We start from the raw sequence: 26,013 nt of genomic DNA, 5'->3' as shown, positions 1-26,013 counted from the left end.
TCAGTCAGTGGGAGCCGAGCGCTCGTAACGGGCGTTGAAGGCCTGGATGAAGGCGTTGCGCAGGATACCGAGGAAAGCCTGGAAGGCACTGATGTCCTGGCGATGGATATTGCCGTTCAGATCCACACGGGTAGCGAACTGGTCCTTGCGCTGGTTCTTCAACACCGTCTCGCCACCACCGACCAGGGCTTCCCAGATCGAACGGAACAGGCCCTTGTCCTTCTCCTCCACATCCTGTTGCCAGTTGAACACGTCGACATCGCGCAGCAGCGGTTTGATGTAGCCGCTGAGGCGGCCGTTGTCCGCTTTCGCTTCGATCACCAGGGTGCCGTGGCCACGATTGAAGTCGAACTTGCCGTAGGCGGAGGCGAAGTCGTTGACCCGGCGCAGCTCCACCTCGCTGGCGCGCAAGCGCAACTGGAAGTCCTCGAAGTCGGTGAACGGGTCGAATGACGCCTCGACCTCCACCGGCGCCTGGTCGAACAGGCGCGCACGCCCCTCGAAACGGGCGACCCGCTCGCCCTTCTCGTCCGCCACGTTGGTGAGGTTGTACAGGCTTGCGTTAACCGCGCTGGCAGGCAGGTGCACCGGTGGATTGGACTGGTAGTTGTGGAAGCGAATGCGCCCATCCTCGATGCGCAGCTCGTCCAGAGTGATCGGCAACAGCTTCTCCAGCTGCGCATGCCAGTTGGTGCCGGCGCCGCTCTGGGATTCCTGGCTGCTGCCGCCATCGACGAAATTCAGCTCCGGCCGCAGGAAGATCACCCGCGCCACGATCCCGTGCTCGTACCACAGCGCATGCCAGCTCACGGCAAGGTCTATCACTGGCGCGTCCAGCAGCGGCACCGGCACCTTGCCGCTGACCTTGACGATCTTCAGCCCGTTGATGCGGTAGGCGCCACGCCACAGCGCGAGGTCCACATCGGTGATCTGGCCGTGATAATCGCCCATGCGCTCCAGTTGGCCGTTGAGGTAGTCGCGGATCACATAGGGCAACGCGATATGCGCGACCAGCAGCAACAGCAGGATCGCCAGGACGCTCGCCATGGGCACGCTGTAGCGCCTTTTCATCCCTGTCTCCAAAGGTTCTCTGGCAGTGGACTGGCCTGGTGGCGAGCGAGTTCAGGGAATTGCTGCCGCCCGGCTGCGACAACGGCGCGGCGGCGAATGATATTCAAATGCCATCATTCTGTGGTTTATTCGGGTTTTCAGGCTTTGACCCGGAGGTTGCGTGCCGCCGATTTTCAGCAAAGGCACCTACGAGCTGTTCACCCCCGGCGGGGTCGGCAAGCGTATCGGCGTGCTGCGCAACGGCCGCGTCGAGTTGCTGAGCAGCCCGGATCGCTTCCGCGTCTACGCCAACCATCTGTTCATCGAACTGGATGGCCAGGACCTTGGCGAATGCATCGGCGAGATAGACGCCAGCGGCCAGGCCCAGTGGCTGGATGGCCGCGCCCTCTTCCGCGTAATACCGGTGTCTGCCTGAGGCGCGCCGCGTCAGATCAGGAACAGACCGACCGCGAGCTACGCGGCAATGGCCTCATTTCTCGGCAATGCCACTGAGGGTGATGCCGTACCGGCGCAGCAGCTCGGTACTGGAGGCATCGCCGTGCTGGTCTCTTGCCGCTCCGTACTCACCGGTGGGCAGGTTCTGCCGCACCCAGCCCAGGAGGAACGCCGTCGCCTGCTCGATGCTCGGACGCCCGTCGTGGTTCATGTCCAGCGTGCTGGTGTTGTTGTCCTTCTGGTAGCTGATCACCCATTCAGTCATAGGTACCTCCTCGGTTCGCTGCATTGCGCCTGTGCAAGTGAGTCGCCCGGCCCGCTGGAGTTGCCCCGGTGCGACAGACGGACCGACCGCCTGCGAGTCAACTCGAACCAAACGCCGCCAGCACCTGCCTACGGAATACCGGAGGCCCTGGCGCCTTGGCATTCAGCAGCGGGAGAGCGACATGAGCAAACAGAATCTGAGCGGATGGGAACGGGCGGCCTCCATCGCCGCAGGCATTGCAGCAATCGGTCTGGGCGTGCGACGTGGCGGGCTGGCCGGCTGGTTGCGCGTGGGCGCTGGAGTGCTGGCGGCCAAGCGCGGCCTGAGCGGGCACTGCCAGGTGAAGGCGGCGTTGAACAAGCCGGTCCTGGAACCGTTGCGCTCCGAACGGGCCGCTGCGGTGTCCTCCCCTGGCGTGGCGGATTCGACGGTGTCGGAAGCGCGCATCGACCATGCCCTGGAAGAAACCTTCCCGGCGAGCGATCCGATCTCGCCCTGATCCTGTGCGGCACCCCGGCCGTCAGTCATGCAGTTCTCCTGTTCGGTCACGCAGCCTTGAGCGCTTCGCTCAGTGCCTCGTTGAACGCCTTCAAGTCACCAGGGGTGCGCGACGTGATCAGCGTCCAGCCCTTGGCCGGGCAAACCTCCACCTGGGCGTCGCACCAGTCGGCGCCGGCGTTCACCAGGTCGGTGCGGACACTGGCATAGGAAGTCAGTGATTTCTCGGAGACCACACCGGCGTCGATCAGCAGCCAGGGGCCGTGGCAGATGGCAGCGATGGGTTTGCCTGCCTCGCTGAATGCCTTGACCAGTCGCTGCGCGTCCGCGTCCTGGCGCAGGGTGTCGGCATTCACCGTGCCGCCGGGGATCACCAGCAGGTCGTAGTCACCGGCCTTGAGGCCCTTGATCCTGGCGTCGGAGTTCACCTGGATGTCCTTCTCGCTGTCGTGCACCCAGGTCTGCGCCGAACCGCCCTTCACGCTGGCATGGATGACGGTGGCGCCCTGCGCTTTCAAGGCACGCATCGGCTCGAGCAGTTCATCGCGTTCGATGCCGGCATTGGCGGTGATGATCAGGACGTTCCTGCCTTGCAGATTATCAGTCATGGATAGACCTCCTCTGGAGCAGGACGCCGCTGGGGCGCCCTGCTCGCGGATGGTTTGCGGTTGTGACGGATCAATGCGCCCGCGCCACCGAGCGCAGGAGATTGGCACTGAGCTTGTCGGCATTGCAGCTGGCGACGTTGGCCAGGGAGACGATGCCCACCAGACGCTTCTCGCGGTTGACCACGGCCAGGCGGCGCTTCTCGATCTGCGCCATGTTCTTCGCCACATGGTCGACGGATTCGTCATCGAAGCAGTAGCAGACGTCCTCGCTCATCACTTCGCTCACCGGCGTGCTCAGGTTCAGCCCGTCGGCCAGGCCGCGCACAACCAGGTCACGGTCGGTGAGGATGCCGCTAAGGTGGTCGTTGTCGTTGACCAGCAAGGCGCCGACGTCCACCTGCCGCATCAGCAGTGCAGCCTCCTGCAGCGTGGTGTCCGGGGAAATGGTGCGCACCTCGCGGCTCATGATCTCGCGTACGGCCATGGAGCTGCGTTCGGTCGAGCGGTCACTTCGGGCTTGGTCTCTCATGACATGTCCTCCTGTGTCGTGGCTGTCGTTCGGTGGAAAGACAGTCGCCGCGATCGTTCGATGTTTCCGTCGCACCGGTCATTCAGGAGTGCTTGTTTCATTGGCAGTCTTCGGCGCCAATCTGCGCGCCGTCGACCTCGTGGATCAGCCCCGGCTGCAGCTCTTAGGACTCGCGCTGAGTCCGCGTGGCGCCGTGGAACACCATCGCCGCGAGGCATGACTGGATCTCAATCCCCCGGATTGCGCTCCTGCTGTTCTTCCTGGTTGGCCACTTTCTGTGGCGAACCTTCCGTGGCGTTGTTCTCCTCGCCCATTTCCTCGTAGGTCTTGCGCAGCTTCTGCAGTTCTTCGCTGCCCATGTCGTCCAGCCCCATGAGCACGCGGTGGGCGTGATGGGTGGTGCGCAGGAGTTCGTCGATCTTGATGTGCAGCGCGTCGGTGTCGCGGTTCTGGGTGCTCTGGATGAGGAACACCATGAGGAAGGTGATGATGGTGGTCGAGGTGTTGATCACCAGTTGCCAGGTGTCGTTGAAATGGAAGAACGGCCCGCTGAGCGCCCACCCCACCAGCAGCACGCAGGCCAGGGCGAAGGTCAGCGGGCGACCGGCCCATTGCGACAGGGCCTGGGCGAAGCGCGAGAAGCTGGCGCCGGCCTTTTTCTCGTCGGGGGAATCATTCGCCGCGTTCGACATGGACATTGCGCTCAGGGACGGTGATGGTGACTTCGCGCGGCGGCGTCGGCTTCTCCAGGACCTTGTGCTTCCGACCGCCGGGTTTGCCGGCGGAAGCAGTCCGAGGGACGGTCATGGCGTGCTCTCCGCAATAGGGGTACCTGTCCGGTAGAGGGGGCGCCCGCGCCACGAGTTCAGAAAAACCATGGCCGGGAGCCGCGATCGGCTGAAGGCGAGTTCACGGGCATGGCCCGCTCCTGCAGGTCGCCCCACGGGATGCAAGCGCCTGCAACGCACACCCGGCTCAATACGCGTCAGGCGTCGTGCCCTTCTTCTGGGTGTTGTCGTGGTTCTTGCTCTTCTGCTTGTCCCTGCTTTCCTGGGACTGCACCTGGCTGTTGTCGTCGGTGCGGCCTTCGTCCTTCTGCTTCTGCTGCGAAGCCGGCGGCGTAGGCGCCTGGCCGGGGCTCTGGCCGTGGGGCTTTTCGTTGGTCGGCACCTGGTTGGTCGCCTCGGCGGCGTAGGCTGGAATCAGTCCGATGGACAGCCAGGCCAGCAGAACGGCGGCAAAGGGCCGGGTGAGTCTGGTTTTGTTCATGGTGCGCTCTCCTCTGGTTGGATCAATTCGGGGTTGGATCAGTTCGGGTTGGATCATTTGCGCGCCAGCAACTGCCGCGCGCTCTGGCGCAGCACGCCCCAGCGGCGCGGGTCGCCGGGCAAGGCGCCGAGCAGGTTGCGCGCCTGCTCGAAGCTGATGTGCGGCGGCAGCGGCGGTACGTCGGGGTCGGTGAGCACCTCCAGCAGCACCGGGCGGTCGGATTCGAAGGCTTCCTGCCAGGCTGCGCCCAGATGCGCGGGGTCGGTCACGCGGATGCCGCGAAAGCCCAGCAGCTCGGCATAGCGCGCATAAGGGAAGTCGATGACTTCCTGGGCAGCGGCAAACTCCGGGTCGCCGGCCAGGGCGCGCTGTTCCCAGGTGACCTGGTTGAGGTCGCCGTTGTTGAGCACCAGCACGATGAAGGTCGGGTTGTCCTTCCAGCGCTTGTGGTACTGCTGCACGGTGACCAGTTCGGCGTTTCCGTTCATCTGCATGGCGCCGTCGCCGACCATGGCGATCACCGGGCGTTCGGGGTGCGCCAGCTTGGCCGCCAGGGCGTAGGGCACTCCGCTACCCATGCTGGCCAGCTTGCCGGAGAGCGAGCCGAGCATGCCGGGGCGCGCACGCAGGTCGCGGGCATACCAGTTGGTGTGGGAGCCGCTGTCGCCCGCCAGGATCACATCGTCCGGCAATTGCGGCGAAAGCTCCCAGAACACCCGCTGCGGGTTGATCGGTTCGGCGGGCTTCATCGCCTGCTCGCGCAGCTCCTTCCAGCTGTTCTCCACCGCCTTCTCGATACGGATGCGCCAGGTACCGTGGCGCTTGGGCTTGAGCAGCGGCAACAGGCGCTGCAGGGTTTCCCCGGCGTCGCCCAGCAATACCTGGTCGATGGGGTAACGCATGCTGACGTTGCGTGCCTGCAGGTCGATCTGCACCGCCCTTGCCTGCCCCGGCCTGGGCAGGAATTCGCTGTAGGGAAAGGTGGTGCCGATCATCAACAGCGTGTCGCAGCGCTCCATCAGCTCGGCGCTGGCGCGGGTGCCGAGCAGGCCGATGGAGCCTGTCACGTAAGGCAGGTCGTCGGCGATCACCATCTTGCCCAACAGCGCCTTGGCAACACCCGCGGAAAGCGCCTCGGCCACCGCTTCGACTTCCTGGTGAGCCCCCAGCGCACCGGCACCGACCAGGATGGCGACCTTGCGCCCGGCATTGAGGATTTCCGCGGCGGCCACCAGCTCTTCCTCGCGAGCATAGGGCCGCGGTGCGATGAAGCCGACCCCCGAATAGACATGGCCATGCTTGTGTGGTGGCTTTACCGCCGGCATCTGCTGCACGTCGTTGGGGATGATCACCGTGGCGACCTGGCGCTCGCTGCAGGCGACCCGCAATGCCCGGTCGATCACGTGGAGCAACTGGCTCGGGCTGGCCACGGTCTCCACATAATTGCTCACGTCGCGGAACAGCGTATGCAGGTCCACTTCCTGCTGGTAGTCACTGCCCAGGGAAGTCACCGCCTGCTGGCCGACGATGGCCAACACCGGCTGGTGGTCCATGCGCGCATCGTAAAGGCCGTTCAGCAGGTGGATGGCGCCCGGCCCGGAGGTCGCCAGGCAGACGCCCACTTCATCGGTGAACTTGGCGTGGGCGCCGGCCATGAAGGCAGCCATTTCCTCGTGGCGCACGCGAATGTAGTCGAAGTCTTCGGCGTGCCGGCCGAAGGCTCCCATGATTCCGTTGATGCCGTCGCCGGGATAGCCGAAGACGCGTTGTACGCCCCACCGGGTGAGGCGTTCGAGCAATTGATCGGCGACCGTCTGGGACATGCTTTCCTCCGTTGGATTGGCGAGGGAATTGCGCAGCGCAGGCATTGCGCCCCTTTCTCGACCGACCGGCCCTGTCGGGACGGGTTCAGAACAAATCGTCAGCGGCGAGGCTTTACGAGGTGTCTTTCCAGCGTGGTCGCCTTCCCTACGAACGGCACGCAGAGGGTTTGAACCCATGCGCGGCAAAGTCAGTCCGGATGAATAAGCCCCTCACCATCGGACATCGCCATGACCCAGGATGGCCTGAATGCACTGTGCGCCCTGCTCCAGGATTTCGAACTGCCGCTGCACGCCGACCAGCAGCAAGCCACGCTCGGCCACGCGCTGCGCACCCTGAGCGACAGCGGCCTGGACCTGCTGCCCAGCCCGGGGAGCGGCGCCACCTTGCGCCGCTGGCAGGCTCTGTCGGCGGTAGCCGGCAGCGATCTATCGCTGCTCAAGCTGTACGAGGGGCATACCGACGCCTTGGCCATCCTTGGCGAACTGGAGGAAGAAACCCGTCCCGGCACCTGGGCGGTCTGGGCGGCCGAGCCGCCGGGCACCAGCGTGAGGATCGTTGCCCGCGAGGCCGGGTTGGTGCGCATCAGCGGCAGCAAGCCATGGTGCTCGGGCGCCTCGCTGGTGGAGCACGCGCTGGTGACGGCCAAGGATGAGCAGGATCGACCGCAGTTGATTGCCGTGACCCTCGACCAGCCGGGCGTAAGGATGGGCGATGACGATTGGCATGCCGTCGGCATGGCGGCTACCCGCAGCGCCACGGTTGATTTCCAGGGGGTACTGGCGCGCTGCGTAGGCAATCCGCAGGCCTATCTGCAGCGGCCGGGTTTCTGGCACGGCGGCGCCGGCATAGCCGCCTGCTGGTACGGCGCTGCCAGTTGCCTGGCCAGTTACCTGCGCAATGGCCGGGCCGAAGACGTGCACGCCATGGCCCATCTGGGCGCGGTGGATGCCGCGCTGGCGGGCGCCGCCGGTGCATTGCGCGAATGCGCCAGCTGGATCGACGACAACCCGGAGGCCGACTCCGAACTGCCCGCGCGCCGGGTACGTGCCCAGGTCGAAGGCGCGGTCGAGGCTGTGCAATGGCACGTCGGCCACGCCCTTGGCGCCACGCCTTTCTGCCGCGACCGGCGCTTCGCCCGGATTGCCGCCGACCTGCCGGTATTTCTCCGCCAGAGCCACGGCGAGCGCGACCTGGCGCACCTTGGACTGCAGCTGGCGAACCAGCGCCACGAACGGTGGGCGTTGTGAGTGACGCTTTCAACCTGATCGCCGGTTCGGCCGGCACGCCCACCTCAGCCTGGCGGGCCGGCGGGCAGTTGGACCGGCTGCCGCGAATCAGCAGCCGCGAGCTGTTCCCGGCGGGCCGGCGGTTGGTGGTGGTGGCGCCGCATCCCGACGACGAGGTACTGGCGTGCGGCGGCCTGTTGGCCAGTCTTGCCGGTGATCGCGAGGGGCTGCTGATCTCTGTCACTGATGGTGAAGGCAGCCACCCGGACTCGCCGCACTGGACGCCGCAGCGCCTGCGCACGACTCGGCAGGAAGAAAGCCGTCGCGCACTGGCCGAACTGGGTCTCGATCGCCTCTCATGGCAATGGCAACGCCTGCACCTGCCGGACAGTGGTGTACAAGCCGATGCCCTGGCAGAAGCGCTGACCGAATGGCTACGACCCGGCGATCGGTTGATCAGCACCTGGCGCCACGATGGTCACCGCGACCACGAGGCCACCGGGCTGGCCTGCGCCCAGGCCGCCGCGCGCTGCGGCGCCCGGCATATTGAAGCGCCAATCTGGGCCTGGCACTGGGCCTCGCCCGGCGACCCGCGCCTGCCCTGGGCCAGGGCGCACCGACTGGATATCGACAAGGCCGCGATGCAGCGCAAACGCCGGGCGATCCACGCGCACGCCAGCCAGCTCGAAGGCCCCCGGCCGATCATCGATGCGCGCCTGCTGGAGACCCTGCTGCAACCCTTCGAGGTGTATTTCCTGTGAGCGCACTGACCTCCAGCCATTTCGACGAGATGTTCCGTGACGATCCTGACCCCTGGTCATTCCGCTCATCCTGGTACGAGCGCCGCAAGCGCGGGTTGATCCTTGCCAGCTTGCCGCGCGGCCGGTTCGCCAGTGGCTACGAGCCGGCCTGCGCGAATGGCGAGACCAGCGCCGAACTCGCCGGCAGGGTCGACTCGCTGCTGTGCAGCGACTTCAGTGCCGAGGCCCTCGCCCTCGCCCGCCAGCGTCTTGCCGGGCTTGAGAACGTTCGGCTGGCCAGGCACTGCCTGCCCGCCGACTGGCCTCGGGAGCGCTTCGAGCTGATCATGCTGGGTGAACTGGGCTATTACCTGGCGCCTGACGACTGGGCCTGCATCTGCCACCGCGCGGCGGCCAGCCTGCAGCCGGGCGGCGTGCTGGTCGCCTGCCACTGGCGCCATCCCATCGACGGCTGCTCGCTCACGGGGGATGCGGTGCATGAATATCTCGCACGGGCAATGGCCGCTGCAGCCACGGTCAGCCATGTCGAGCCGGATTTTCGCCTGGAGCTGTGGTACGGCGAGGCCGCTGCATGATCGGCGTACTGGTGCCGGCACATAACGAAGCGGAACTGCTCGGCGCCTGCCTGACGTCGCTGCAGCAGGCGGCACGGCATCCGGAGCTGAACGAGGAAACGGTGTGCATCCTTGTCGTGCTGGACGCCTGCACTGACGGCAGCGAAGCCGTGGCGCACGCAGCGGGTGTCTCCGTGCTGCGAGTCGAAGAACGCAACGTTGGCCATGCCCGCCGCGCCGGGGCGGCGCGTCTGCTGGAACTGGGTGCCCGCTGGCTGGCCTGCACCGACGCGGACAGCAGCGTCGACCGCGATTGGCTGGTGCGCCAGCTGGCTTTCGGCGCAGAAGCTGTCTGCGGCACCGTCCGCGTGGAGGACTGGTCGCCCCGCGTGGAGCCGGTTCGCCTGATCTACGAGGATCATTACCAGAGCCACGAGGACCACCGGCATATCCATGGCGCCAACCTGGGCGTCTGTGCCCGCGCCTACCAGCGCGCCGGCGGCTTCCGCCCGCTGCCTGCGGACGAGGACGTGCACCTGGTCCGCGACCTGGAGCGCAGCGGCGCTCGTATCGTCTGGACGCACCAGACCTGCGTGACGACCAGCGCTCGTCGTGATTGCCGGGCGCGCCACGGTTTCGGCGAGTTCCTTGATGGACTCGCGGCACCTTCTGGATGAACGGGCGGCGCCGTGTGGCTCAGCCGACGATCAGCCGGTTGGCCCGCTCGCCGACCACCATCTCGGTGATCCAGCGCACCAGTATGTCGGTGTAGGCGGCCTGGGACGTCTCGCTGCTCAGCGCATGGTCGGCCTGGTCGATGATCCGGTGAGTCAGCGAATGTGTGCGCTGGAAGGCTGCGCGGTAACTCATGATGGTCGGGTGCGGGATATAGCTGTCGTGCTCGGACTCCACCAGCAACACATCGCCGTGAAACCCGGAACAGGCCTTCAGTGCGCGGTTGCTGGCCGCCGGGATCAGGCTGGAGCGGTAGGCCATCAGGTCGTCGCGGGGCAGGTCGCGCTTGGGCACGTCCCAGTCCTCGTCGCGGTAGATCGCCGGCACGCGCAGGGCGAGCCAGCGCACAGCGCGCAACTCGGTGAGGATCGCGGCGAGATAGCCGCCATAGCTGGTGCCGACCACCGCGATGGCGCTGGAGTCGATGCGTGGGTGCGCCGCCAGCCGATCATAGGCGGCCAGCAAGTCGCGCAGGTTGTCTTCGCGGGTGATGGAAGCCTGCAGCGCTTCGCCAGCGCCGTGGCCGGCCAGGTCGAAGGTCAGGCAGACGCAGCCAAGCCCGGCGATACCGCGAGCCCGATTGAGATCGCGTTCCTGGCTGCCGCCCCAGCCGTGCACGAAGAGTACGCCGGGTACATGAGTGCGCGGGCTGAGGAAATTACCCTGCAGGCGCAGGCTGCCGACATCGATATCGATGCGCTCGTCGCTGGAAAACTCACGGGGAAACAGCTCGTCACGGGAAGACATAAGGCGCCACCATTGCGTACTTCATGAGGAAATCGCCGTGCTCGTCCGGCCCGCGATACAGCACGCGAACGTTGTCCGGCAGGGGTTTGTCCTCGAAGATTTCGAACGTCGAGGCACGCACCACGCACAGCGCCGGATCGGCGACGAAGGCTTCCAGCGCCGCCAGTTCTGCTCCGCTGGCACCGCCGATGCGCCAGGACTGCTCCAGCACGCCCGAGCAACGCTGGCCGTGGACGTCCAGGCCCTGGGCGACGTCATAGTTGCGCCGCGAGGCGAAAAAGGCCGGCAGCAACTGATGCTCGGCGCGGTCGAACTGCATCGCCTGGTGGATTGCCAGTTTCACCGATTCCACCAGGTCCAGTGCGAGCAGGCAGGCGAAGTCGCCACGCACCACCAGCAGGTCACTACCGCCGTAAACCAGCTCACCGCGCGGATTGCGGTTGCGCTGCTGGACGCCGTGATAGCTGAGCAGAACACCATTGATCATTACCTGGCCGAAGCTGTGGGTCTGCGGCTCGTCCAGGTCGTCCTCGATCACCAGCCCTTCCTGGTAATCATCTTCCTCGTAGCAAGCCAGGGCCTCTGCCAACTGGTCCGTATCCGCCACGACCTGCTGGCCCTGCCCGCCCCGGCTGGCTGCCGGCTTCAGCCGTTGCGGGCCACGCTGCAGGCGGGCGCTGGCACAACGCACGGCGTCGTTGTGGGAGAACACGCTGTGGCCATCGAGCACCAGCGGTTTTACCCGTGCAGCGAATGCGTCGCTCCAGCCGCGCGGGGTCAGGGTCGGTCGGTCGATCAGCGGGTGGACGATGGCCTTGCCGCCCTGGAAGCCGTATTGCACATAGCCGCCGAACAGGTCCAACGGGCCATGGATGCCAAACTCCTCAGCCTGTTCGCGACCTGCCACCGTGGCATCCGGCACCCAGTAGAACTGCTGGCCGGGCTGCCGGTGCGAGGGCGGTTCGGAGCGGAAGTCCAGGCCCTGGATCTGCGCCAGCCAGGAGGCCAGCGCCTCGTGGGTCTGGCGGTCGGCAGGCTGCGCATCCGGGTCCAGCGAGCAGGCCACGACCAGGCGTGGGCGATCGGCATCGTTCATGAAGCGTCCCTCGGTCAGGCTGTATGAACAACCTGACTGACGCAGCAGTCATCGGTTCTACACAGATGACGAACTGCTGGAGCCGACCATGAATCAGCACCGCAACGACCAGGACCGCGAAGCACAGATACGCCAGAAGGCCTATGACCTCTGGGTTGCCGAAGGCAAACCCAGCGGCCAGGCCGCCCGCCATTGGCAGATGGCCGAAGAGCACCTGGGTCGCTCGTTGCCCGTCGAACGCGCTCAGGAGCTGGACTACAAGGGCAAGCGCAACCCTCGCCGCGAAGCGTAGCGGCAAGGCGTATTGCAACCGACGCAGAGGGCCATCGTGCATTCTGCTGGTCGCACATCGCCACGCTCCCTTCCGAATTGCCCATCCGATCAAGCAGTTAGCGCCACGTCGAAGACTGGTACGGACCCTGCTTGCAGCAATGCCTGTCGGCCGCAGCATTTTCGGTCGCGCCTTCTGCCCCTGCCTGATGCCCCTCCAACCGAACGGCTCCCGCGCTGACCGGGATGCCGCCACGTCGGTAGTGCGCGTCGGCAGAAATTCGAAACTTCGCCCGCTGGGGGCCGGTCCCCCGCAGGACAGGACAAACACCACGGAGAACCACGGGGCTGGCAGGAAACGCCAGTCGCCCTGACGAATCGAGGAGTCAACGATGCGTAACCAGCTGGCCGATGTGCGCCTGGAAGAAGCCACAGTCAACGTCACCCCGATCCCGTCGGCCGAAGGTACGCCGCCGCAGCGGCGCAAACGGATACTCTTCGCCACCTCCGAATTCAGCGACTTCGTCAAGGCCGGCGGCCTGGGTGACGTCTCCGCCGCCCTGCCCCGCGCGCTGCTCGCCGATCACGATATCCGGGTGCTGATCCCCGGTTATCCGCAGGTGCTCAAGGGCGCTATCGCCTGCAGGATTGTCGGACGCCTGCCAGGCCGCGCCGCGCTGCCGGCCTGTGACATCGGTGAGCTGAAGCTGGCCGACGGGCTGGTGGTCTACGCGGTGATCTGCCCCGAGCTCTATGACCGTCCCGGCACCCCCTATGTCGACCAGAACGGCCACGAATGGGCCGACAATCACATTCGCTTCGCTCGCCTGAGCCTGGCCGCCGCCGACATCGCGGCCGGCGTGAGCGCACTGGCCTGGTCGCCGGACCTGCTCCACGTCAACGACTGGCCCACCGCACTGGCACCGGCCTACATGGCCTGGCGCGGGCAGACCACACCCAGCGTGCTGACCATCCACAACCTCGGCTACCAGGGTTCCTGCCCGCTGGGCTGCTGCGCCGAGCTGGGCCTGCCGGACTCCGCCGGCTTGCCGGGCAGCATGGAGTTCTACGGCAAACTGTCGTTCCTCAAGGCCGGTATCAGTCATGCCAGCCACATCACCACGGTGAGCGAGACGTATGCCCGTGAGATCACCGGGCCGGACCTCGGCTGCGGCATGCACGGCGTGCTTGCCCAGCGTCGTGACCGCGGCCAACTGAGCGGCATCACCCATGGCATCGATGCCGGCTGGGACCCGCTGACCGATCCGCACCTGATCGAAGGTTTCGAGGCCTCGCACATTGCCGGGAAACGCCGCAATGCCGACTACGTGGAGAAGCAGTTCGGCCTGCTCCCTGGGCGCGGCCCGCTGTTTGCGGTGGTCTCGCGGCTGGTCCAGCAGAAAGGCATCGACCTGACCCTGGCGATCGCCGACGAGATGGTTGCCGCCGGTGGCCGGCTGGTGTCCATCGGCTGCGGCGAACCGGAGCTGGAGCAGGCCATGCGCGAACTCGCCGAGCGTTATCCGGGCCGGGTCGGCGTGCAGGTCGGTTTCGACGAGACCACCGCCCGACGCATCTATGCCGCCAGCGACTTCCTGCTCATGCCCTCGCGCTACGAGCCGTGCGGCCTCAGCCAGATGTACGCCCAGCGCTTTGGTTCGCTGCCCATCGCCCGGCACACCGGCGGGCTGGCCGACACCATCATCGATGGCGTCACCGGCCTGCTGTTCCGCGACGAAACCCCCGCCAGCTACTTCGACGCCGTGCGCCGCGCACTGAACATCTACCGCTACCCCGAACTGCTGCACGCCATGCGCTGCAAGGCCATGGAGTCGCCGCTGCCCTGGGACGAAGCCGTGCGTCCCTATACCTCCCTCTACCAGCGCCTGCTGCAACGGGTGCCGGCGCAGGCCGTGCGATGACCTTGCAGCACGGCGCGATGACCCTGCCCGACGGCAAGGTGCGGTTTTCGCTGTGGGCGCCGGATGCGCAGCGCGTTGAGGTGGAACTGGGCGGTGGCAAACGCCACGACCTGGAAAAGATCGACGACGGCTGGTTCAGCGCCGAGGTTCCAGCCATCGTCGGGCAGACCTACCGCTACCGCATCAACCACGACCTGCTGGTGGCGGATCCGGCTTCGCGGGACCAGGCCGGTGGTGTCGAAGGCGAAAGCCGTGTGGTCGACCCCGGCGCCTACCGCTGGCTGTACCCGAACTGGCGCGGCCGACCCTGGCACGAAGCGGTGATCTACGAAGTCCACGTCGGACTGTTCGATGGGTTCTCGGCGCTGCAGGGGCGACTGGAAGAGCTCGCCGCGCTGGGTATCACCGCCATCGAACTGATGCCGCTCAATGCCTTCCCCGGTCGGCGCAACTGGGGTTATGACGGTGTGCTGCCCTACGCGCCGTCGTGTGCCTATGGCGACCCGGACAATCTGCGCCGACTGATCGACACGGCCCACGGTCTGGGGCTGATGGTGTTCATCGACGTGGTCTACAACCACTTCGGCCCGCAGGGCAACTACCTCGGCCGCTACGCCAGCGCCTTCTTTCGCGCCGACCAGCAGACGCCCTGGGGCCCGGCCATCGACTTCCGCCATCCGGCGGTGCGCGAGTTCTTCATCGGCAACGCCGAAATGTGGGTGCGCGAGTACCGCGTGGACGGCCTGCGAATCGACGCCGTGCACGCCATCTCCGACAAGGGCTTCCTTCTTGAACTGGCCGAACGCGCCCGCCGGGCCGCCGAAGGCCGTGAGCTGCACCTGATCCTGGAGAACGAACACAACGAGGCCAGCCTGCTGCAAGGCGAGCGCGGCTTCGACGCCCAGTGGAATGACGACCTGCACCACTGCCTGCACGTCCTGCTCACTGGGGAGGACGAGGCCTACTACCTCGACTACTCGCATACCCCGATCGAACAGTTGTGCCGCTGCCTGCGCGAGGGCTTCGCCTTCCAGGGCGAGACCGACTACCGCGGCATCGCCCGCGGCGAACCCAGCGACCAGCTCAGCCCGCAGGCCTTCGTGGCCTTCCTGCAGAACCACGACCAGGTCGGCAACCGTGCGCTGGGCGAGCGCCTCACCACCCTTGCGCGCACGGACCAGTTGCGCGCGGCGAATGCGCTGGTGCTGCTCGGCCCCATGGTGCCGATGCTGTTCATGGGCGAGGAATGGGGCGAGCAGCAGCCCTTCCTGTTCTTCACCGACTACCAGGGCGAGTTGGCGCGGGCTGTCACCGAAGGCCGACGAGAAGAGTTCAGGCGCTTCAGCCGATTTTCCTCGCCGGGCGCTGCCGCCTGGATTCCCGATCCCAATGACTACCAGACCTACGTGGCCTCCCGGCCTCGTCCCGAGCAGGGTGACGACACCTGGCGAGCGCACTGCCGGCAGCTGCTGGCGCTGCGTCAGCGCTGGCTGACACCCCACCTGCCCGGCAGCCGCGCACTGGATGCGCAACCGCTGGCCGAGCGTGCACTGAGCGCGAAATGGCGGCTCGGCGACGGCAGCCTCTGGCGCATCGACCTCAACCTCGGCTCGGACGACGTCGCCATCGAACCGCCGGGCGAAGGCGCCCAGGTGCTGTTCTGCTGTGGCCAGGGTGTGGCGCACTACCGCCACGGCTGGTTGGGCGCCGCCGCGTTGGTCGCCAGCCTGGAGACGACCTGATGAGCGATGCGCAACTGGAGCGCCTGGCCAGCGAAGCGGGCCTGGCCATCGACTGGATGGATGCCGATAACCGCCCGCAGCGCCTGACCGCCGAGGTGCAACGCTCTGTGCTGGAAGCGCTTGGCTTCCCGGCGCAGAGTCCGGAGCAGATTCGCCAGAGCCTGGATGCGCTGGAGCGCCGCCAGGCAGAACTGCCACCGCTGATTACCGCCGACCAAGGGCAGCCGATTGCCGTTCCGGTGCCACCCGGGAGCCGCTACAAGCTGTTCAACGAAGACGACAGCGGCCACAGCGAAGGCCAGGTCGACGAACACGGACAATTACCCGCGATCGAGCAATCGGGCTACTACCCCCTGCACCTGGGCGAGCGGGAAATCATCCTTGCCGTGGCGCCCCCGCGTTGCCCGTCGGTGGCGCAGTATTGTGGCGGAAGGCAGCGTGTCTGGGGCCTTTCCGCGCAGCTTTACTCCCTGCGCCGCGAGCAGGACGGTGGCGCCGGCGACATCGCCGCCCTCGCCCAACTGGTGCGTACGGCAGCCGGGCAAGGCGCGGATGCCATCGCCATCAGTCCGGTGCACGCCATGTCCCCCGCCTCGAGGGAGATCTACAGCCCGTACTCGCCGTCGAGCCGGCTGCTGTTCAACGAACTCTATGCAGCGCCTGGACTTGTACTGGGTGACGAACCGGTACGCGAGGCGCTCGCCGCCGCCGAGCTGGAAGCCGAACTGGCGCGCCTGCAAGCGCTGCCGCTGATCGACTGGCTCGGCGTCGCCCACCTGCGCGACCGCCTGCTGACGCAGCTCTACGGGCAGTTCCAGCATGAGGCCGGCGAGCTGCACAAAGACTTCCTTGCCTTCCGCAATCTCGGTGGCGCCGAACTGCTGCAGCATTGCTGCTTCCAGGTCCTGCAACTGCGCCGCGCCGAAGCCGGCGACGGGCTGGACTGGCGCTTCTGGCCCGAGGATTACCGTAACGCCGGCAGCACCGAGCTGGGCCATTTCATGGTCGACGAAGAACAGGCGATCAGCCAGCAGGCGTTCGGCCAGTGGCTGATCGCCCGCGGCCTGCGGCAGGTGCAGACCGACGCGAAAGCTGCCGGCATGGGTATCGGCCTGATCGCCGACCTCGCGGTGGGTGCCGAACCGTCCGGCAGCCAGGCGTGGATGCGCCAGGATGAACTGCTTACCGGCGTCAGCGTCGGCTGCCCGCCGGACATCCTCAACCGCGCCGGGCAGAACTGGGGCATCTGCGCCTTCTCCCCGGACGGTTTGCGGCGCAATGGCTTCCGCGCCTTCATCGAGATGTTGCGGGCGAACCTGCGCTACGTCGGTGGTCTGCGTATCGATCACATCCTCGGCCTGCGCCGGCTCTGGGTAATTCCAGCCGGCGCGGAGCCACAGGACGGCGCCTACCTCGATTATCCGATCCAGGACCTGTTACGGTTGATCTGCCTGGAAGCAGAACGCGCCCAGGCAATCATCATCGGCGAGGACCTCGGCACCGTGCCACCGGGGCTGCGCGAGGCACTGGCCGAGCGCGGCATCCTGGGCATGCGCGTGCTGCTGTTCGAGCAGCAGCACGGCCGCTTCATCGCACCGGCACAGTGGCCAGACAACGCCCTGGCCACCAGCACAACTCATGACCTGCCGACCCTGGAGGGCTGGCAGAAAGGCCGCGACATCGACTGGCGCGAGCAGCTCGGCCAGCGCAGCCGCGAGACCGCCGCGGACGAGCGCAATACCCGCCAGCACGAGTCCTTCGCCCTGCGCCGGGCCCTGGGCGAGAACCAGATCCAGTCAGACCCGGTGCTGGACGGCGCCATCGAGTTCCTGGGGGCCACGCCTGCGCCGTTGGTGTTGCTGCCGCTGGAAGACGCCCTCGCCTGCATCGAGCAGCCCAACCTGCCAGGGCCCGGCGATGCGCATCCGAACTGGCGACGGCGCTTCGAGCGCAACGCCGCAGAGATGCTCGACGACCCGCAAGTGCGTGCGCGCATGGAACGCCTGCGCCGTGCGCGTGACGGAGGGCGCGAACATGGCTGAAATCCGCGCCACCCTGCGCCTGCAGTTCCACCGGGAGTTCACCCTGGATGACGCCCTGCCCTGGCTGGACTACTTCTCCCGGCTCGGCATCAGCCACCTGTATGCCTCACCTCTACTGGCTGCGCAGCCGGGCTCGATGCACGGTTACGACTCCGTGGACCCGACCCGCATCAGCGAGGAGCTGGGCGGCGAGCCAGCGCTGCGCCGGCTGGTGGCGGGCCTTCGGCAGAACGGCATGGGGCTGATCGTCGACACCGTGGCCAACCACATGCGTATCGGCGACGCCAATCCCTGGTGGCAGGACGTGCTCGAGTGGGGCCTGGACAGCCCCTATGCGCACTTCTTCGACATCCGCTGGCACAGCGACGACCCGCTGCTGGACCAGCAGGTGCTGCTGCCGTGCCTGGGCGACGACTATATCGACGAGGTGACCTCGGGGCGCATCTGCCTGGATTACGACAACGCCAGCGCGCGCTTCCTGCTGCACTACGGCGAGCAACGATTCCCGGTCTGCCCGTCCAGCTACGGGATGATCCTCTGCCATACCGAATGCCCCGAATTGCTGGCCCTGGCACCGCGCTTCGTCGAGTTGCACCACCATCCGCTGGGCCGTCATCTGGCGCAGGCGCTCTGCCGGGAAGCGGCCGCTCCGCTTGCCGACAGCGGACGGCTCACCACCCTGCTGGCGTCCTACCGCGAGGATTGGCACAGCCTGCACCGCCTGATCGAGCAGCAGCATTACCGCCTGGCCAACTGGCGGGTGGCGGCGGACGACATCAACTGGCGGCGCTTCTTCGACATCAACGAGCTGGTAGGCCTGCGCGCCGAACACCCGGACGTGTTCCAGGCCAGCCACGCCTACCTGCTGCAGCTGATGGAAGAAGGGCTGATCGACGGCCTGCGCATCGACCACGTAGACGGCCTCGCCGATCCGCGCGGCTACTGCCGACGCCTATGGCGGGCCACCCGCGGCGCACCGGTCTACGTGGAAAAGATCCTCGGCCCCGACGAAGCCCTGCCGGCGGACTGGAAGGTGCAAGGCACCACCGGCTACGACTTCATGAATCAGGTGTCGCAGCTGCTGCACGACGCCCGTGGCGAGCCGTTGTTGCGCCATCTGTGGCTGGAGGTCAGCGGCCGGCAGGACGGGTTCGCCGAGGAAGTCCGCCAGGCGCGCAAGCATGTGCTGGCCTCGCTGTTCGCCGGCGACGTCGAAGGCCTTGCACAGCAGCTCTGGCACATCGCTCGGTTCACCCTGGCCAGCCGCGACATCCCCTTGGGCTCGATCCGCCGCGCGCTGTTCCAGTTGCTCGCCGCCTTCCCCGTCTATCGCACCTATGCCGACGCGCTGGGCCGCTCCGAGCAGGACGAACACTTCTTCAGCCAGGCGCTGGAGCGGGCCCAGCAACACCTGGAACCGGGCGACCAGCGGACCCTCGGCTGGCTTGATCGCATGCTCGGCGGCGAGGCGCTGCGCAGTCAGCCGCCCGGCCCGATGCGGCAGCTGCGCAAGCTGGCACTGGACCGATTCCAGCAGCTCACACCACCGATCGCCGCCAAGTCCCTGGAGGACACCGCCTGCTACCGCTCGGCGGCAGCGCTGGGGCGCAACGATGTCGGCTTCGATCCGCAGTCCCTCGGGGGCGATACGGACGCCTTCCACCTCGCCTGCCTGAAGCGCCTGCGCAACTTCCCCCGCGCCATGCTGGCCACCGCGACCCACGACCACAAGCGCGGCGAGGACTGCCGGGCGCGCCTGGCGGTGCTCAGCGAGCGCGCCGGGTGGTTCGCCGAGCGGGCCTGGAGCTGGTGGAAACTCGCCGCGCCGCTGCGCCAGCATATCGCCCGTGGCCCCGCGCCCAGTGGCGGCGACGAACTCATCCTCTACCAGTGCCTGCTCGGCAGCTGGCCGCTGGAACTCGACACCGACGACGCGGAAGGCCTGCGCGAGTATCACCGGCGCATCGAGCAATGGCAGCGCAAGGCGATTCGCGAGGCCAAGCTGGACAGCGACTGGAGCGCGCCCAACGAAGCCTACGAACGCGTCTGCGGCGAATTTCTCGCCGGCATCCTGCTGGCGGACGACGGCGCAGCGCTGCGCCGGTCCATCGCCGAAGCAGCACGCAGCCTGATGCCGGCCGGAGCGCTCAATGGACTGACTCAGTGCGTGCTGCGCAACACCACGCCCGGGGTTCCGGATCTCTACCAGGGTTGTGAGCTCTGGGACTTCAGCCTGGTCGACCCGGACAACCGGCACATCCCGGACTTCGCCAGCCTGGAGACCACGCTGGACGGCCCGCCGGATTGGCCCGCGCTGCTGCGCGACTGGCGCACTGGCCGCATCAAGCAGGCGCTGCTCGCTTGGGCCCTCGGGCTGCGCAAGCGCTGGCCGGCACTCTTCACAGCTGGCGACTACCTGCCGCTAGAAGCACGCGGCGAGCACGCCGCACAGGTCGCCGCCTTCGTCCGCAGCCACGCCGGCCAACACCTGCTAGTCGTGGTGCCGCGCTGCGTAGCCGGGCTGCTCGGCGACTCTTCACTGCCGCAGGTGCCACCAGCGCGCTGGACGGACACGCGCCTGCACCTGCCTTCCTCGCTGGCCGCCATCCGCTGGAACGGGCTGGCTGGCCCGCTCGAACCGCACAACGGGGAACCCCGCCTGGCTGAGCTGCTCGGTGAGACCCCGGTCAACCTGCTCATATCCGGAGGTGAACGATGAAGGTCAATGAGCGAAGAGTCCGCGAACTGGCCTACCAGATCTGGGAGTCCGAGGGGCGCCCGGAAGGCCAGCATGACCGCCACTGGCGCATGGCGCGCAGCCTCGCCGAAGCCGAGGCAGGAAATGTCGATGGTACGCAGGAACCGGTGAAACCCCGCTTCGAGGGGGACAAGGAACCGGAGAAACCTGCCCTCCTCCAGGAGCCGCCGCGGCGCAAGGGACGCCTGCCCAAGGCAGACCCGGAAGTGCCGAACCAGGACGAAGGCGAAACCGTGACGCCGACACCGCCGGCGGCCGAGCGCAAGTCCCCGGCCAAGGCCAAGCCGACCAAAAGTGCGCCGACCGTGACGCCCACTGCCAAGCGCAAGCCCAAGCCCAGCCTGGCCGAGGCAGCGACTCCCGGCAACCCAACGGCGCCCAAGCCACGCACGAAGAAGCAGAGTATCTGACCCCAGGAGCCGGCCATGACACGACGAGCACAGTCCCGCGTCACCGAAGGCCGCCCCTTCCCGCTGGGGGCCACCTGGGATGGCCTGGGCGTCAACTTCGCGCTGTTCTCCGCCCACGCCACGCGGGTCGAGCTGTGCCTGTTCGATGCCCAGGGCAAGCACGAGATCGAACGCATCGAGCTGCCCGAATACAGCGACGAGATCTGGCACGGCTACCTGCCCGATGCCCATCCGGGGCAGATCTACGGCTATCGCGTGCATGGCCCCTACGAACCCGACGCGGGGCACCGCTTCAACCCCAACAAGCTGCTGATCGATCCTTATGCGCGGCAGCTGGTGGGTGAACTGAAATGGTCCGAATCGCTGTTCGGCTACACCATTGGCTCGCCGGATGCGGATCTCAGCTTCGACGAGCGCGACAGCGCGGCATTCGTCCCCAAGTGCAAGGTCATCGATCCGGCCTTCACCTGGGGCGAGCAGCAGCCGGTGCGCGTGCCGTGGGACGAGACTGTCATCTATGAAGCCCACCTGCGCGGCCTGAGCATGCGCCACCCCGCGGTGCCCGAGCGCCTGCGCGGCACCTGCGCCGGGCTGATGAACAGCGAGCTGCTGCAGCACCTGCGACAGCTGGGCATCACCAGCCTGGAACTGCTGCCGGTGCATGGCTTCCTCGACGACAAGCACCTGCTGGAAAAGGGCATGAGCAACTACTGGGGCTACAACAGCATCGCCTTCTTCGCGCCCCAGGCCCGCTACCTCGCCAGCGGCCACGTCAACGAGTTCAAGGAAATGGTCGCGCACCTGCACGCGGCCGGCATCGAGCTGATCCTCGACGTGGTCTACAACCACACCGCCGAAGGCAACGAGCTGGGCCCGACCCTGTGCATGCGCGGGATCGACAACGTCTCCTACTACCGCCTGCAGGCCGACAACCGCCGCTACTACGTCAACGACTCGGGCACCGGCAACACCCTCGACCTGAGCCACCCGTGCGTGCTGCAGATGGTCACCGACTCGCTGCGCTACTGGGCCACGGAGATGCGCGTGGACGGGTTCCGCTTCGATCTTGCATCGATCCTCGGGCGCTACGCCGACGGTTTCGACGAGCGCCACAGCTTCCTCGTCGCCTGCCGCCAGGACCCGGTGCTCAGCCACCGCAAGCTGATCGCCGAGCCCTGGGACTGCGGCCCCGGCGGCTACCAGGTGGGCGGCTTCCCGCCCGGCTGGGTGGAGTGGAACGACCGCTTCCGCGACACCGTACGCAGCTTCTGGCGTGGCGATGAAGGCCAGCTGCCGGACCTGGCGCGGCGCCTCACCGCCTCGGGGGACCTCTACGACCAGCGCGGCCGTCGGCCCTATGCCTCGGTGAATTTCATCACTGCCCACGACGGGTTCACCCTGCGCGACGTGGTCACCTACGACCACAAGCACAACCAGGCCAACGGCGAGGACAACCGCGACGGCCACGACGACAACCGCTCATGGAACCACGGCGTCGAAGGCCCTACCGACGATGAGGGCATCCGCCGCCTGCGCGTGCAGCAGATGCGCAACCTGATGGCCACGCTGCTGCTCTCCCAGGGCACGCCCATGCTGCTGGCCGGTGACGAGTTCAGCCGCACCCAGCAGGGCAACAACAACGTCTACTGCCAGGACAACGAACTGGGCTGGGTGGACTGGAACCTCGACGACGAAGGCCATGAACTGCTGGCCTTCACCCGCCGGCTGATCCGCCTGCGCCAGGCCTACCCGATCCTGCGGCGCGGGCGCTTCCTGGTGGGCGAGTACAACGAGGACCTGGGTGTGCGTGACGTCACCTGGCTCGCGCCCGAGGGCGAGGAAATGACCGAGGATCGCTGGCACGACCCGCAACGGCGCAGCCTCGGCATGCTCATGGACGGTCGCGCGCAACCCACGGGTATCCGCCGCAGCGGCGGTGACGCCACCCTCCTCCTGCTGCTGAACGCCGGGCACGAGGGTCTCGATTTCATCCTTCCGGAGACAGCCCAGGGCCGCGACTGGCAGTACCTGCTGGACAGCGCCGAACCGCAGGAGCATGAGCATAACTGGGAGTTCGGCGCTGCCTACCCGCTAAGCGCTCGCTCGCTGGCCCTGTTCACCCTGCGTCGCAGCGACGACTGACCGTCGGGCAATCCGGCTGAACGTCGCCCGCGTGGCTCAGTCGGAACCAGTAGACGCGGAGGCCCGAAGTCACCAGGCGCAGGCCCGGCGTCGGAATATCAACTCCATGGGGAGGAGGCACATGACCCAGGCCGAGGCCGGTCCGCAGAGCCTTGCCCAGGCGCAAGCCGGAACCTTGCTGCGCGTGCTCACGGTGAACACCCACAAGGGCTTCAACGCCTTCAACCGCCGCTTCATCCTTCACGAACTGCGCGACGCGGCGCGCGCCACCTCGGCGGACCTGGTGTTCCTCCAGGAAGTCCACGGCGAACACCAGTTGCACGCCGAGCGCCATGCCAACTGGCCCCAAGCGCCCCAGTACGAGTTCCTCGCCGACAGCATGTGGCCGGCCTTCGCCTATGGACGCAATGCCGTCTACCCCGAAGGCCATCACGGCAACGCCCTGCTCTCGCGCCTGCCGATTCGCTGTTGGGACAACCGCGATGTGTCGGTGGCCGGTACCGAGGAGCGCGGCCTGCTGCACGCACAGATCGACCTGCCCGGCGAAGGCACGCTGCACGCGGTCTGTGTGCATCTGGGGCTGCATGAAGCGCAGCGGCAGAAACAGCTCCAGCTGCTGTGCGCGCTGATTGGCGACCTGCCCGCCAACGACCCGGTGGTGGTCGCCGGTGATTTCAATGACTGGCGCTGCAAAGCCACCGGCGTCCTTGCCGGCTGCGGCCTGCGCCCAGCCTTCCCCGAGAGCGGCGGCGAACCGCGCAGCTTCCCCGCGCGCTGGCCGCTGCTGCGGCTGGACCGCATCTACGTGCGCCACCTCAAGGTCACCTTGAGCGAAGTGCTCAACCGCAAGCCCTGGCCGCACCTCTCCGATCACCTGCCGCTGCTCGCGGAGGTGTCGCTATGAACGAGGTATGGCGCGATGGCAACCGCGTGGAGCTGCTGATCAATGGCGAGGATTTCTTTCCCAGCGTGTTCCGCGCCATCGAGAGCGCGCGGCACGAAGTTCTGCTGGAAACCTTCATCCTGCGTGACGACAAGGTGGGGCGCGGGCTGCGCCAGGTACTGATCGACGCTGCCAATCGCGGCGTCCGCGTGGAAGTGACCGCCGACGGCTACGGTACGCCGGACCTGGACGCAGGCTTTGTCGGCGGCCTGCTGGATGCCGGTGTGCGCCTGCACCTGTTCGACCCGCAGCCCCTGCTGCTGGGCATGCGCACCAACCTGTTCCGCCGCCTGCACCGCAAGCATGTGGTGGTGGACGGTGCCGTGGCCTTCGTCGGCGGCATCAACTACTGCGCCGACCACCTGGCCGACTTCGGCACCATGGCCAAGCAGGACTACGCGGTGAGGATCGAAGGCCCCGGCGTGGAAGACATCCGTCGCGCCTGCCTGGAGTTGCTCAGCCCTGCTCCTTACCTTGAGGGCGGCGACATTCCCACCGGTGACGCCGCGCACCCTGGCGCGTCGGCGGGCCCTTGCCGGACCTGCCTGGCCATCCGTGACAACCTCTACCGCCGCACCGAGATCGAGCAGCATTACCTGCGCGCCATCCGTCAGGCGAAGGAGCGGCTGCTGATCGCCAATGCCTACTTCTTCCCCGGTTATCGCCTGCTGCGCGCCCTGCGCGATGCGGCCGGGCGCGGGGTGAAGGTGCAGCTGATCCTCCAGGGACTGCCCGACATGCCGCTGGTCCGGCTATGCAGCAAGCTGCTCTACGACACGCTGTTGCGCGACGGCGTGGAAATCTACGAGTACTGCGAGCGCCCGCTGCACGGCAAGGTCGCGGTCGTCGACCGGCACTGGGCCACAGTGGGCTCGAGCAACCTCGACCCGCTGAGCCTGTCGCTGAACCTGGAAGGCAACCTGATGATCGAGGATGAGGCCTTCGCCGGTGGCCTGCACGAGCACCTGCAGGGCCTTGCCGTCGACAGCTGCCGCCGCGTCACCCGCCAGCATGCCCGCCGCGGCTACTGGTGGCGCGCGCCGCTGGTGTTCCTGAGCTTCCACTTCCTGCGTCACTTCCCCGCCATCGCCGGGCAGTTGCCGGCACACCGGCAGATGCTCCACCCCGCCAGCATCGACGATGAGGCCGGCCATTCGCCGGTGCAGCCATGAACCACAAGCGCTTCTGGAAGCGGGCCAACCGCGCCTTCAACATCGTGCTGCTGATTGCCCTGCCGGTGCTGCTGTTCCTGCTGCTGCGCGCCACCGACTGGGACGAGGTATTCCGCCTGCTGCGCGAATACCCGCTCAGCACCCTGGCGCTGGGCATGCTGATCGCCTTTTGCAGCTACGGCATCTTCAGCAGCTTCGATGTGCTCAGCCGCTTCTACATCGGCCACCCGCTGCCGGTGCGGCGAGTGTTCACCGTGGCCTTCGTGTGCAACGCCTTCAACCTCAACCTCAGTTCCTGGGTCGGAGCCATCGCCTTGCGTTACCGCCTCTACGGGCGACTGGGGATGAGCACGGGGGACATCACGCGCATCCTCACCTTCAGCCTGATCACCAACTGGTACGGCTACCTGCTGCTGGCGGGGGCGCTGTTCGTCTCTGGTTTCCCCGACCTGCCGCAGAGCTGGTCCCTCGGCCAGAGCGGCCTGCGGGCAATCGGCGTGTTGCTCCTGCTGCTGGGCGCGGCCTACCTGCTGGCCTGTCGCTTCGCCAGCCGCCGCGCCTGGGGCTGGAAGCGCTACCGGCTGAACCTGCCGACCTGGCGCCTCGCCGCTCTGCAGGGCATCGCCGGGGCCAGCAACTGGTCGATGATGGCGCTGCTGATCTATAGCCTGCTGCCCGCCTCGGCGAGCTATCCGGAAGTGCTGGCGACCCTGATGATCAGCAGCATCGCCGGCGTTGTATTGCATGTGCCGGCGGGCCTGGGGGTCATCGAGACAGTGTTCATCACCGTGCTGCGCGATCATTTCTCCCGCGGTGAACTGGTGGCCGCGCTGATCGGTTATCGGGTGCTGTACTTCCTCATTCCGCTGCTGCTCGCCTGCCTGGTCTACCTGTGGCTGGAGCGGCATGCCAAGAAGCTGAAGCGGCGCGCGGATCGCCGGGAAGCCGCGCGGGCGTCCTGAGCGCCGACCCTGCCGGCGGATCAAGGCGTGGC

At 67.0% G+C, this 26,013-nt stretch carries 26 protein-coding genes; 16 read left to right on the top strand and 10 right to left on the bottom strand.

All coding sequences use genetic code 11. The features are described from left to right. Complete coding sequence (locus tag IB273_RS05400) at nucleotides 1–1,071, bottom strand: DUF748 domain-containing protein (protein WP_192223456.1); 1,071 nt, start codon at nucleotides 1,069–1,071, stop codon at nucleotides 1–3. A gap of 160 nt (nucleotides 1,072–1,231) precedes the next feature. Here IB273_RS05400 and IB273_RS05395 point away from each other — a divergent pair, with 160 nt between their 5' ends. Beyond that, the gene (locus IB273_RS05395; protein ID WP_192223455.1) at nucleotides 1,232–1,486 is read left to right on the top strand and encodes a hypothetical protein; all 255 of its coding nucleotides are present in this window, start codon (nucleotides 1,232–1,234) and stop codon (nucleotides 1,484–1,486) included. Nucleotides 1,487–1,540: 54 nt separating this feature from the next. On the opposite strand, the gene IB273_RS05390 is transcribed toward IB273_RS05395, so the two are convergent. Next, nucleotides 1,541–1,771, bottom strand: a complete 231-nt coding sequence (locus IB273_RS05390; protein ID WP_192223454.1) for a hypothetical protein — start codon at nucleotides 1,769–1,771, stop codon at nucleotides 1,541–1,543. A gap of 181 nt (nucleotides 1,772–1,952) precedes the next feature. Between IB273_RS05390 and IB273_RS05385 the strand changes: the two genes are divergently transcribed. After that, the gene (locus IB273_RS05385) at nucleotides 1,953–2,270 is read left to right on the top strand and encodes a YgaP-like transmembrane domain (protein ID WP_192223453.1); all 318 of its coding nucleotides are present in this window, start codon (nucleotides 1,953–1,955) and stop codon (nucleotides 2,268–2,270) included. 46 nt (nucleotides 2,271–2,316) lie between these two features. Here the strand turns inward: IB273_RS05385 and IB273_RS05380 are convergent, their stop codons facing one another. The 6 genes from IB273_RS05380 to IB273_RS05360 form a co-directional block, all read right to left on the bottom strand. Beyond that, complete coding sequence (locus IB273_RS05380) at nucleotides 2,317–2,877, bottom strand: type 1 glutamine amidotransferase domain-containing protein (protein ID WP_192223452.1); 561 nt, start codon at nucleotides 2,875–2,877, stop codon at nucleotides 2,317–2,319. A 70-nt stretch (nucleotides 2,878–2,947) separates the two neighbouring features. Then, on the bottom strand, nucleotides 2,948–3,361 hold the full coding sequence (locus tag IB273_RS05375) for a CBS domain-containing protein (RefSeq protein ID WP_081520032.1): 414 nt from the start codon (nucleotides 3,359–3,361) through the stop codon (nucleotides 2,948–2,950). A gap of 272 nt (nucleotides 3,362–3,633) precedes the next feature. Further along, nucleotides 3,634–4,104: a low affinity iron permease family protein gene (locus tag IB273_RS05370; protein WP_225610078.1), complete on the bottom strand. Its 471-nt coding sequence runs from the start codon at nucleotides 4,102–4,104 to the stop codon at nucleotides 3,634–3,636. Continuing rightward, entirely contained in the window at nucleotides 4,079–4,213 is a 135-nt protein-coding gene (locus tag IB273_RS31570) for a hypothetical protein (RefSeq protein ID WP_263866292.1), read from the bottom strand. Before IB273_RS31570 ends, IB273_RS05370 begins: the two co-directional genes overlap by 26 nt. A 168-nt stretch (nucleotides 4,214–4,381) precedes the next feature. After that, complete coding sequence (locus IB273_RS05365; RefSeq protein ID WP_081519931.1) at nucleotides 4,382–4,675, bottom strand: hypothetical protein; 294 nt, start codon at nucleotides 4,673–4,675, stop codon at nucleotides 4,382–4,384. Between the two features lie 53 nt (nucleotides 4,676–4,728). Further along, nucleotides 4,729–6,498 carry a thiamine pyrophosphate-requiring protein gene (locus tag IB273_RS05360; protein WP_192223451.1) on the bottom strand — a complete coding sequence of 590 codons (1,770 nt, stop codon included), beginning with the start codon at nucleotides 6,496–6,498 and terminating at the stop codon, nucleotides 4,729–4,731. A 222-nt stretch (nucleotides 6,499–6,720) separates the two neighbouring features. Between IB273_RS05360 and IB273_RS05355 the strand changes: the two genes are divergently transcribed. From IB273_RS05355 to IB273_RS05340, 4 genes are read left to right on the top strand one after another with little or no spacing between them, the layout of a single operon-like run. Beyond that, complete coding sequence (locus tag IB273_RS05355; RefSeq protein WP_412548069.1) at nucleotides 6,721–7,746, top strand: acyl-CoA dehydrogenase; 1,026 nt, start codon at nucleotides 6,721–6,723, stop codon at nucleotides 7,744–7,746. Then, complete coding sequence (locus tag IB273_RS05350; RefSeq protein ID WP_192223449.1) at nucleotides 7,743–8,486, top strand: PIG-L deacetylase family protein; 744 nt, start codon at nucleotides 7,743–7,745, stop codon at nucleotides 8,484–8,486. Before IB273_RS05355 ends, IB273_RS05350 begins: the two co-directional genes overlap by 4 nt. Continuing rightward, a complete protein-coding gene (locus tag IB273_RS05345; RefSeq protein ID WP_318652465.1) occupies nucleotides 8,483–9,061 on the top strand; it encodes a class I SAM-dependent methyltransferase in 579 nt (192 codons plus the stop codon). The genes IB273_RS05350 and IB273_RS05345 overlap by 4 nt, the downstream gene beginning before the upstream one ends. Next, complete coding sequence (locus IB273_RS05340; RefSeq protein WP_192223448.1) at nucleotides 9,058–9,717, top strand: glycosyltransferase; 660 nt, start codon at nucleotides 9,058–9,060, stop codon at nucleotides 9,715–9,717. The genes IB273_RS05345 and IB273_RS05340 overlap by 4 nt, the downstream gene beginning before the upstream one ends. 19 nt (nucleotides 9,718–9,736) lie before the next feature. Here the strand turns inward: IB273_RS05340 and IB273_RS05335 are convergent, their stop codons facing one another. Then, complete coding sequence (locus IB273_RS05335) at nucleotides 9,737–10,522, bottom strand: alpha/beta hydrolase family protein (protein WP_081519926.1); 786 nt, start codon at nucleotides 10,520–10,522, stop codon at nucleotides 9,737–9,739. Continuing rightward, complete coding sequence (locus IB273_RS05330) at nucleotides 10,509–11,618, bottom strand: DUF3182 family protein (protein WP_192223447.1); 1,110 nt, start codon at nucleotides 11,616–11,618, stop codon at nucleotides 10,509–10,511. The genes IB273_RS05335 and IB273_RS05330 overlap by 14 nt, the downstream gene beginning before the upstream one ends. Before the next feature lie 88 nt (nucleotides 11,619–11,706). On the opposite strand from IB273_RS05330, the gene IB273_RS05325 reads away from it, so the two are divergent. The 10 genes from IB273_RS05325 (at nucleotide 11,707) to IB273_RS05280 (ending at nucleotide 25,981) form a co-directional block, all read left to right on the top strand. Next, the gene (locus tag IB273_RS05325) at nucleotides 11,707–11,910 is read left to right on the top strand and encodes a DUF2934 domain-containing protein (protein WP_081519924.1); all 204 of its coding nucleotides are present in this window, start codon (nucleotides 11,707–11,709) and stop codon (nucleotides 11,908–11,910) included. A gap of 370 nt (nucleotides 11,911–12,280) precedes the next feature. Further along, complete coding sequence (glgA, locus tag IB273_RS05320) at nucleotides 12,281–13,810, top strand: glycogen synthase GlgA (RefSeq protein WP_192223446.1); 1,530 nt, start codon at nucleotides 12,281–12,283, stop codon at nucleotides 13,808–13,810. After that, nucleotides 13,807–15,552 carry a malto-oligosyltrehalose trehalohydrolase gene (gene treZ, locus IB273_RS05315; RefSeq protein ID WP_192223445.1) on the top strand — a complete coding sequence of 582 codons (1,746 nt, stop codon included), beginning with the start codon at nucleotides 13,807–13,809 and terminating at the stop codon, nucleotides 15,550–15,552. The genes glgA and treZ overlap by 4 nt, the downstream gene beginning before the upstream one ends. Next, nucleotides 15,552–17,594 (top strand): 4-alpha-glucanotransferase, encoded by a 2,043-nt coding sequence (gene malQ / locus IB273_RS05310; RefSeq protein WP_192223444.1) that lies wholly within the window; start codon nucleotides 15,552–15,554, stop codon nucleotides 17,592–17,594. Before treZ ends, malQ begins: the two co-directional genes overlap by 1 nt. After that, a complete protein-coding gene (gene treY, locus IB273_RS05305; RefSeq protein WP_192223443.1) occupies nucleotides 17,587–20,313 on the top strand; it encodes a malto-oligosyltrehalose synthase in 2,727 nt (908 codons plus the stop codon). The genes malQ and treY overlap by 8 nt, the downstream gene beginning before the upstream one ends. Then, a complete protein-coding gene (locus IB273_RS05300) occupies nucleotides 20,310–20,762 on the top strand; it encodes a DUF2934 domain-containing protein (RefSeq protein WP_192223442.1) in 453 nt (150 codons plus the stop codon). The genes treY and IB273_RS05300 overlap by 4 nt, the downstream gene beginning before the upstream one ends. Nucleotides 20,763–20,777: 15 nt before the next feature. Next, nucleotides 20,778–22,904, top strand: a complete 2,127-nt coding sequence (glgX, locus tag IB273_RS05295) for a glycogen debranching protein GlgX (protein ID WP_192223441.1) — start codon at nucleotides 20,778–20,780, stop codon at nucleotides 22,902–22,904. A 121-nt stretch (nucleotides 22,905–23,025) separates the two neighbouring features. Then, nucleotides 23,026–23,808, top strand: coding sequence for an endonuclease/exonuclease/phosphatase family protein (locus IB273_RS05290; RefSeq protein WP_192223440.1), 783 nt, complete (start codon nucleotides 23,026–23,028; stop codon nucleotides 23,806–23,808). Further along, a complete protein-coding gene (clsB, locus tag IB273_RS05285) occupies nucleotides 23,805–25,019 on the top strand; it encodes a cardiolipin synthase ClsB (protein WP_192223439.1) in 1,215 nt (404 codons plus the stop codon). Before IB273_RS05290 ends, clsB begins: the two co-directional genes overlap by 4 nt. Continuing rightward, nucleotides 25,016–25,981 carry a lysylphosphatidylglycerol synthase domain-containing protein gene (locus IB273_RS05280; protein WP_192223438.1) on the top strand — a complete coding sequence of 322 codons (966 nt, stop codon included), beginning with the start codon at nucleotides 25,016–25,018 and terminating at the stop codon, nucleotides 25,979–25,981. Before clsB ends, IB273_RS05280 begins: the two co-directional genes overlap by 4 nt. Nucleotides 25,982–26,013: the final 32 nt, after the last annotated feature.

The sequence above is a fragment of the Pseudomonas sp. PDM19 genome, assembly GCF_014852215.1.
Taxonomy (GTDB): Bacteria; Pseudomonadota; Gammaproteobacteria; order Pseudomonadales; family Pseudomonadaceae; genus Pseudomonas.
The sequence above is the reverse complement of the archived record's forward strand: the minus strand, read 5'-3'. Positions and strand labels throughout refer to the sequence as shown.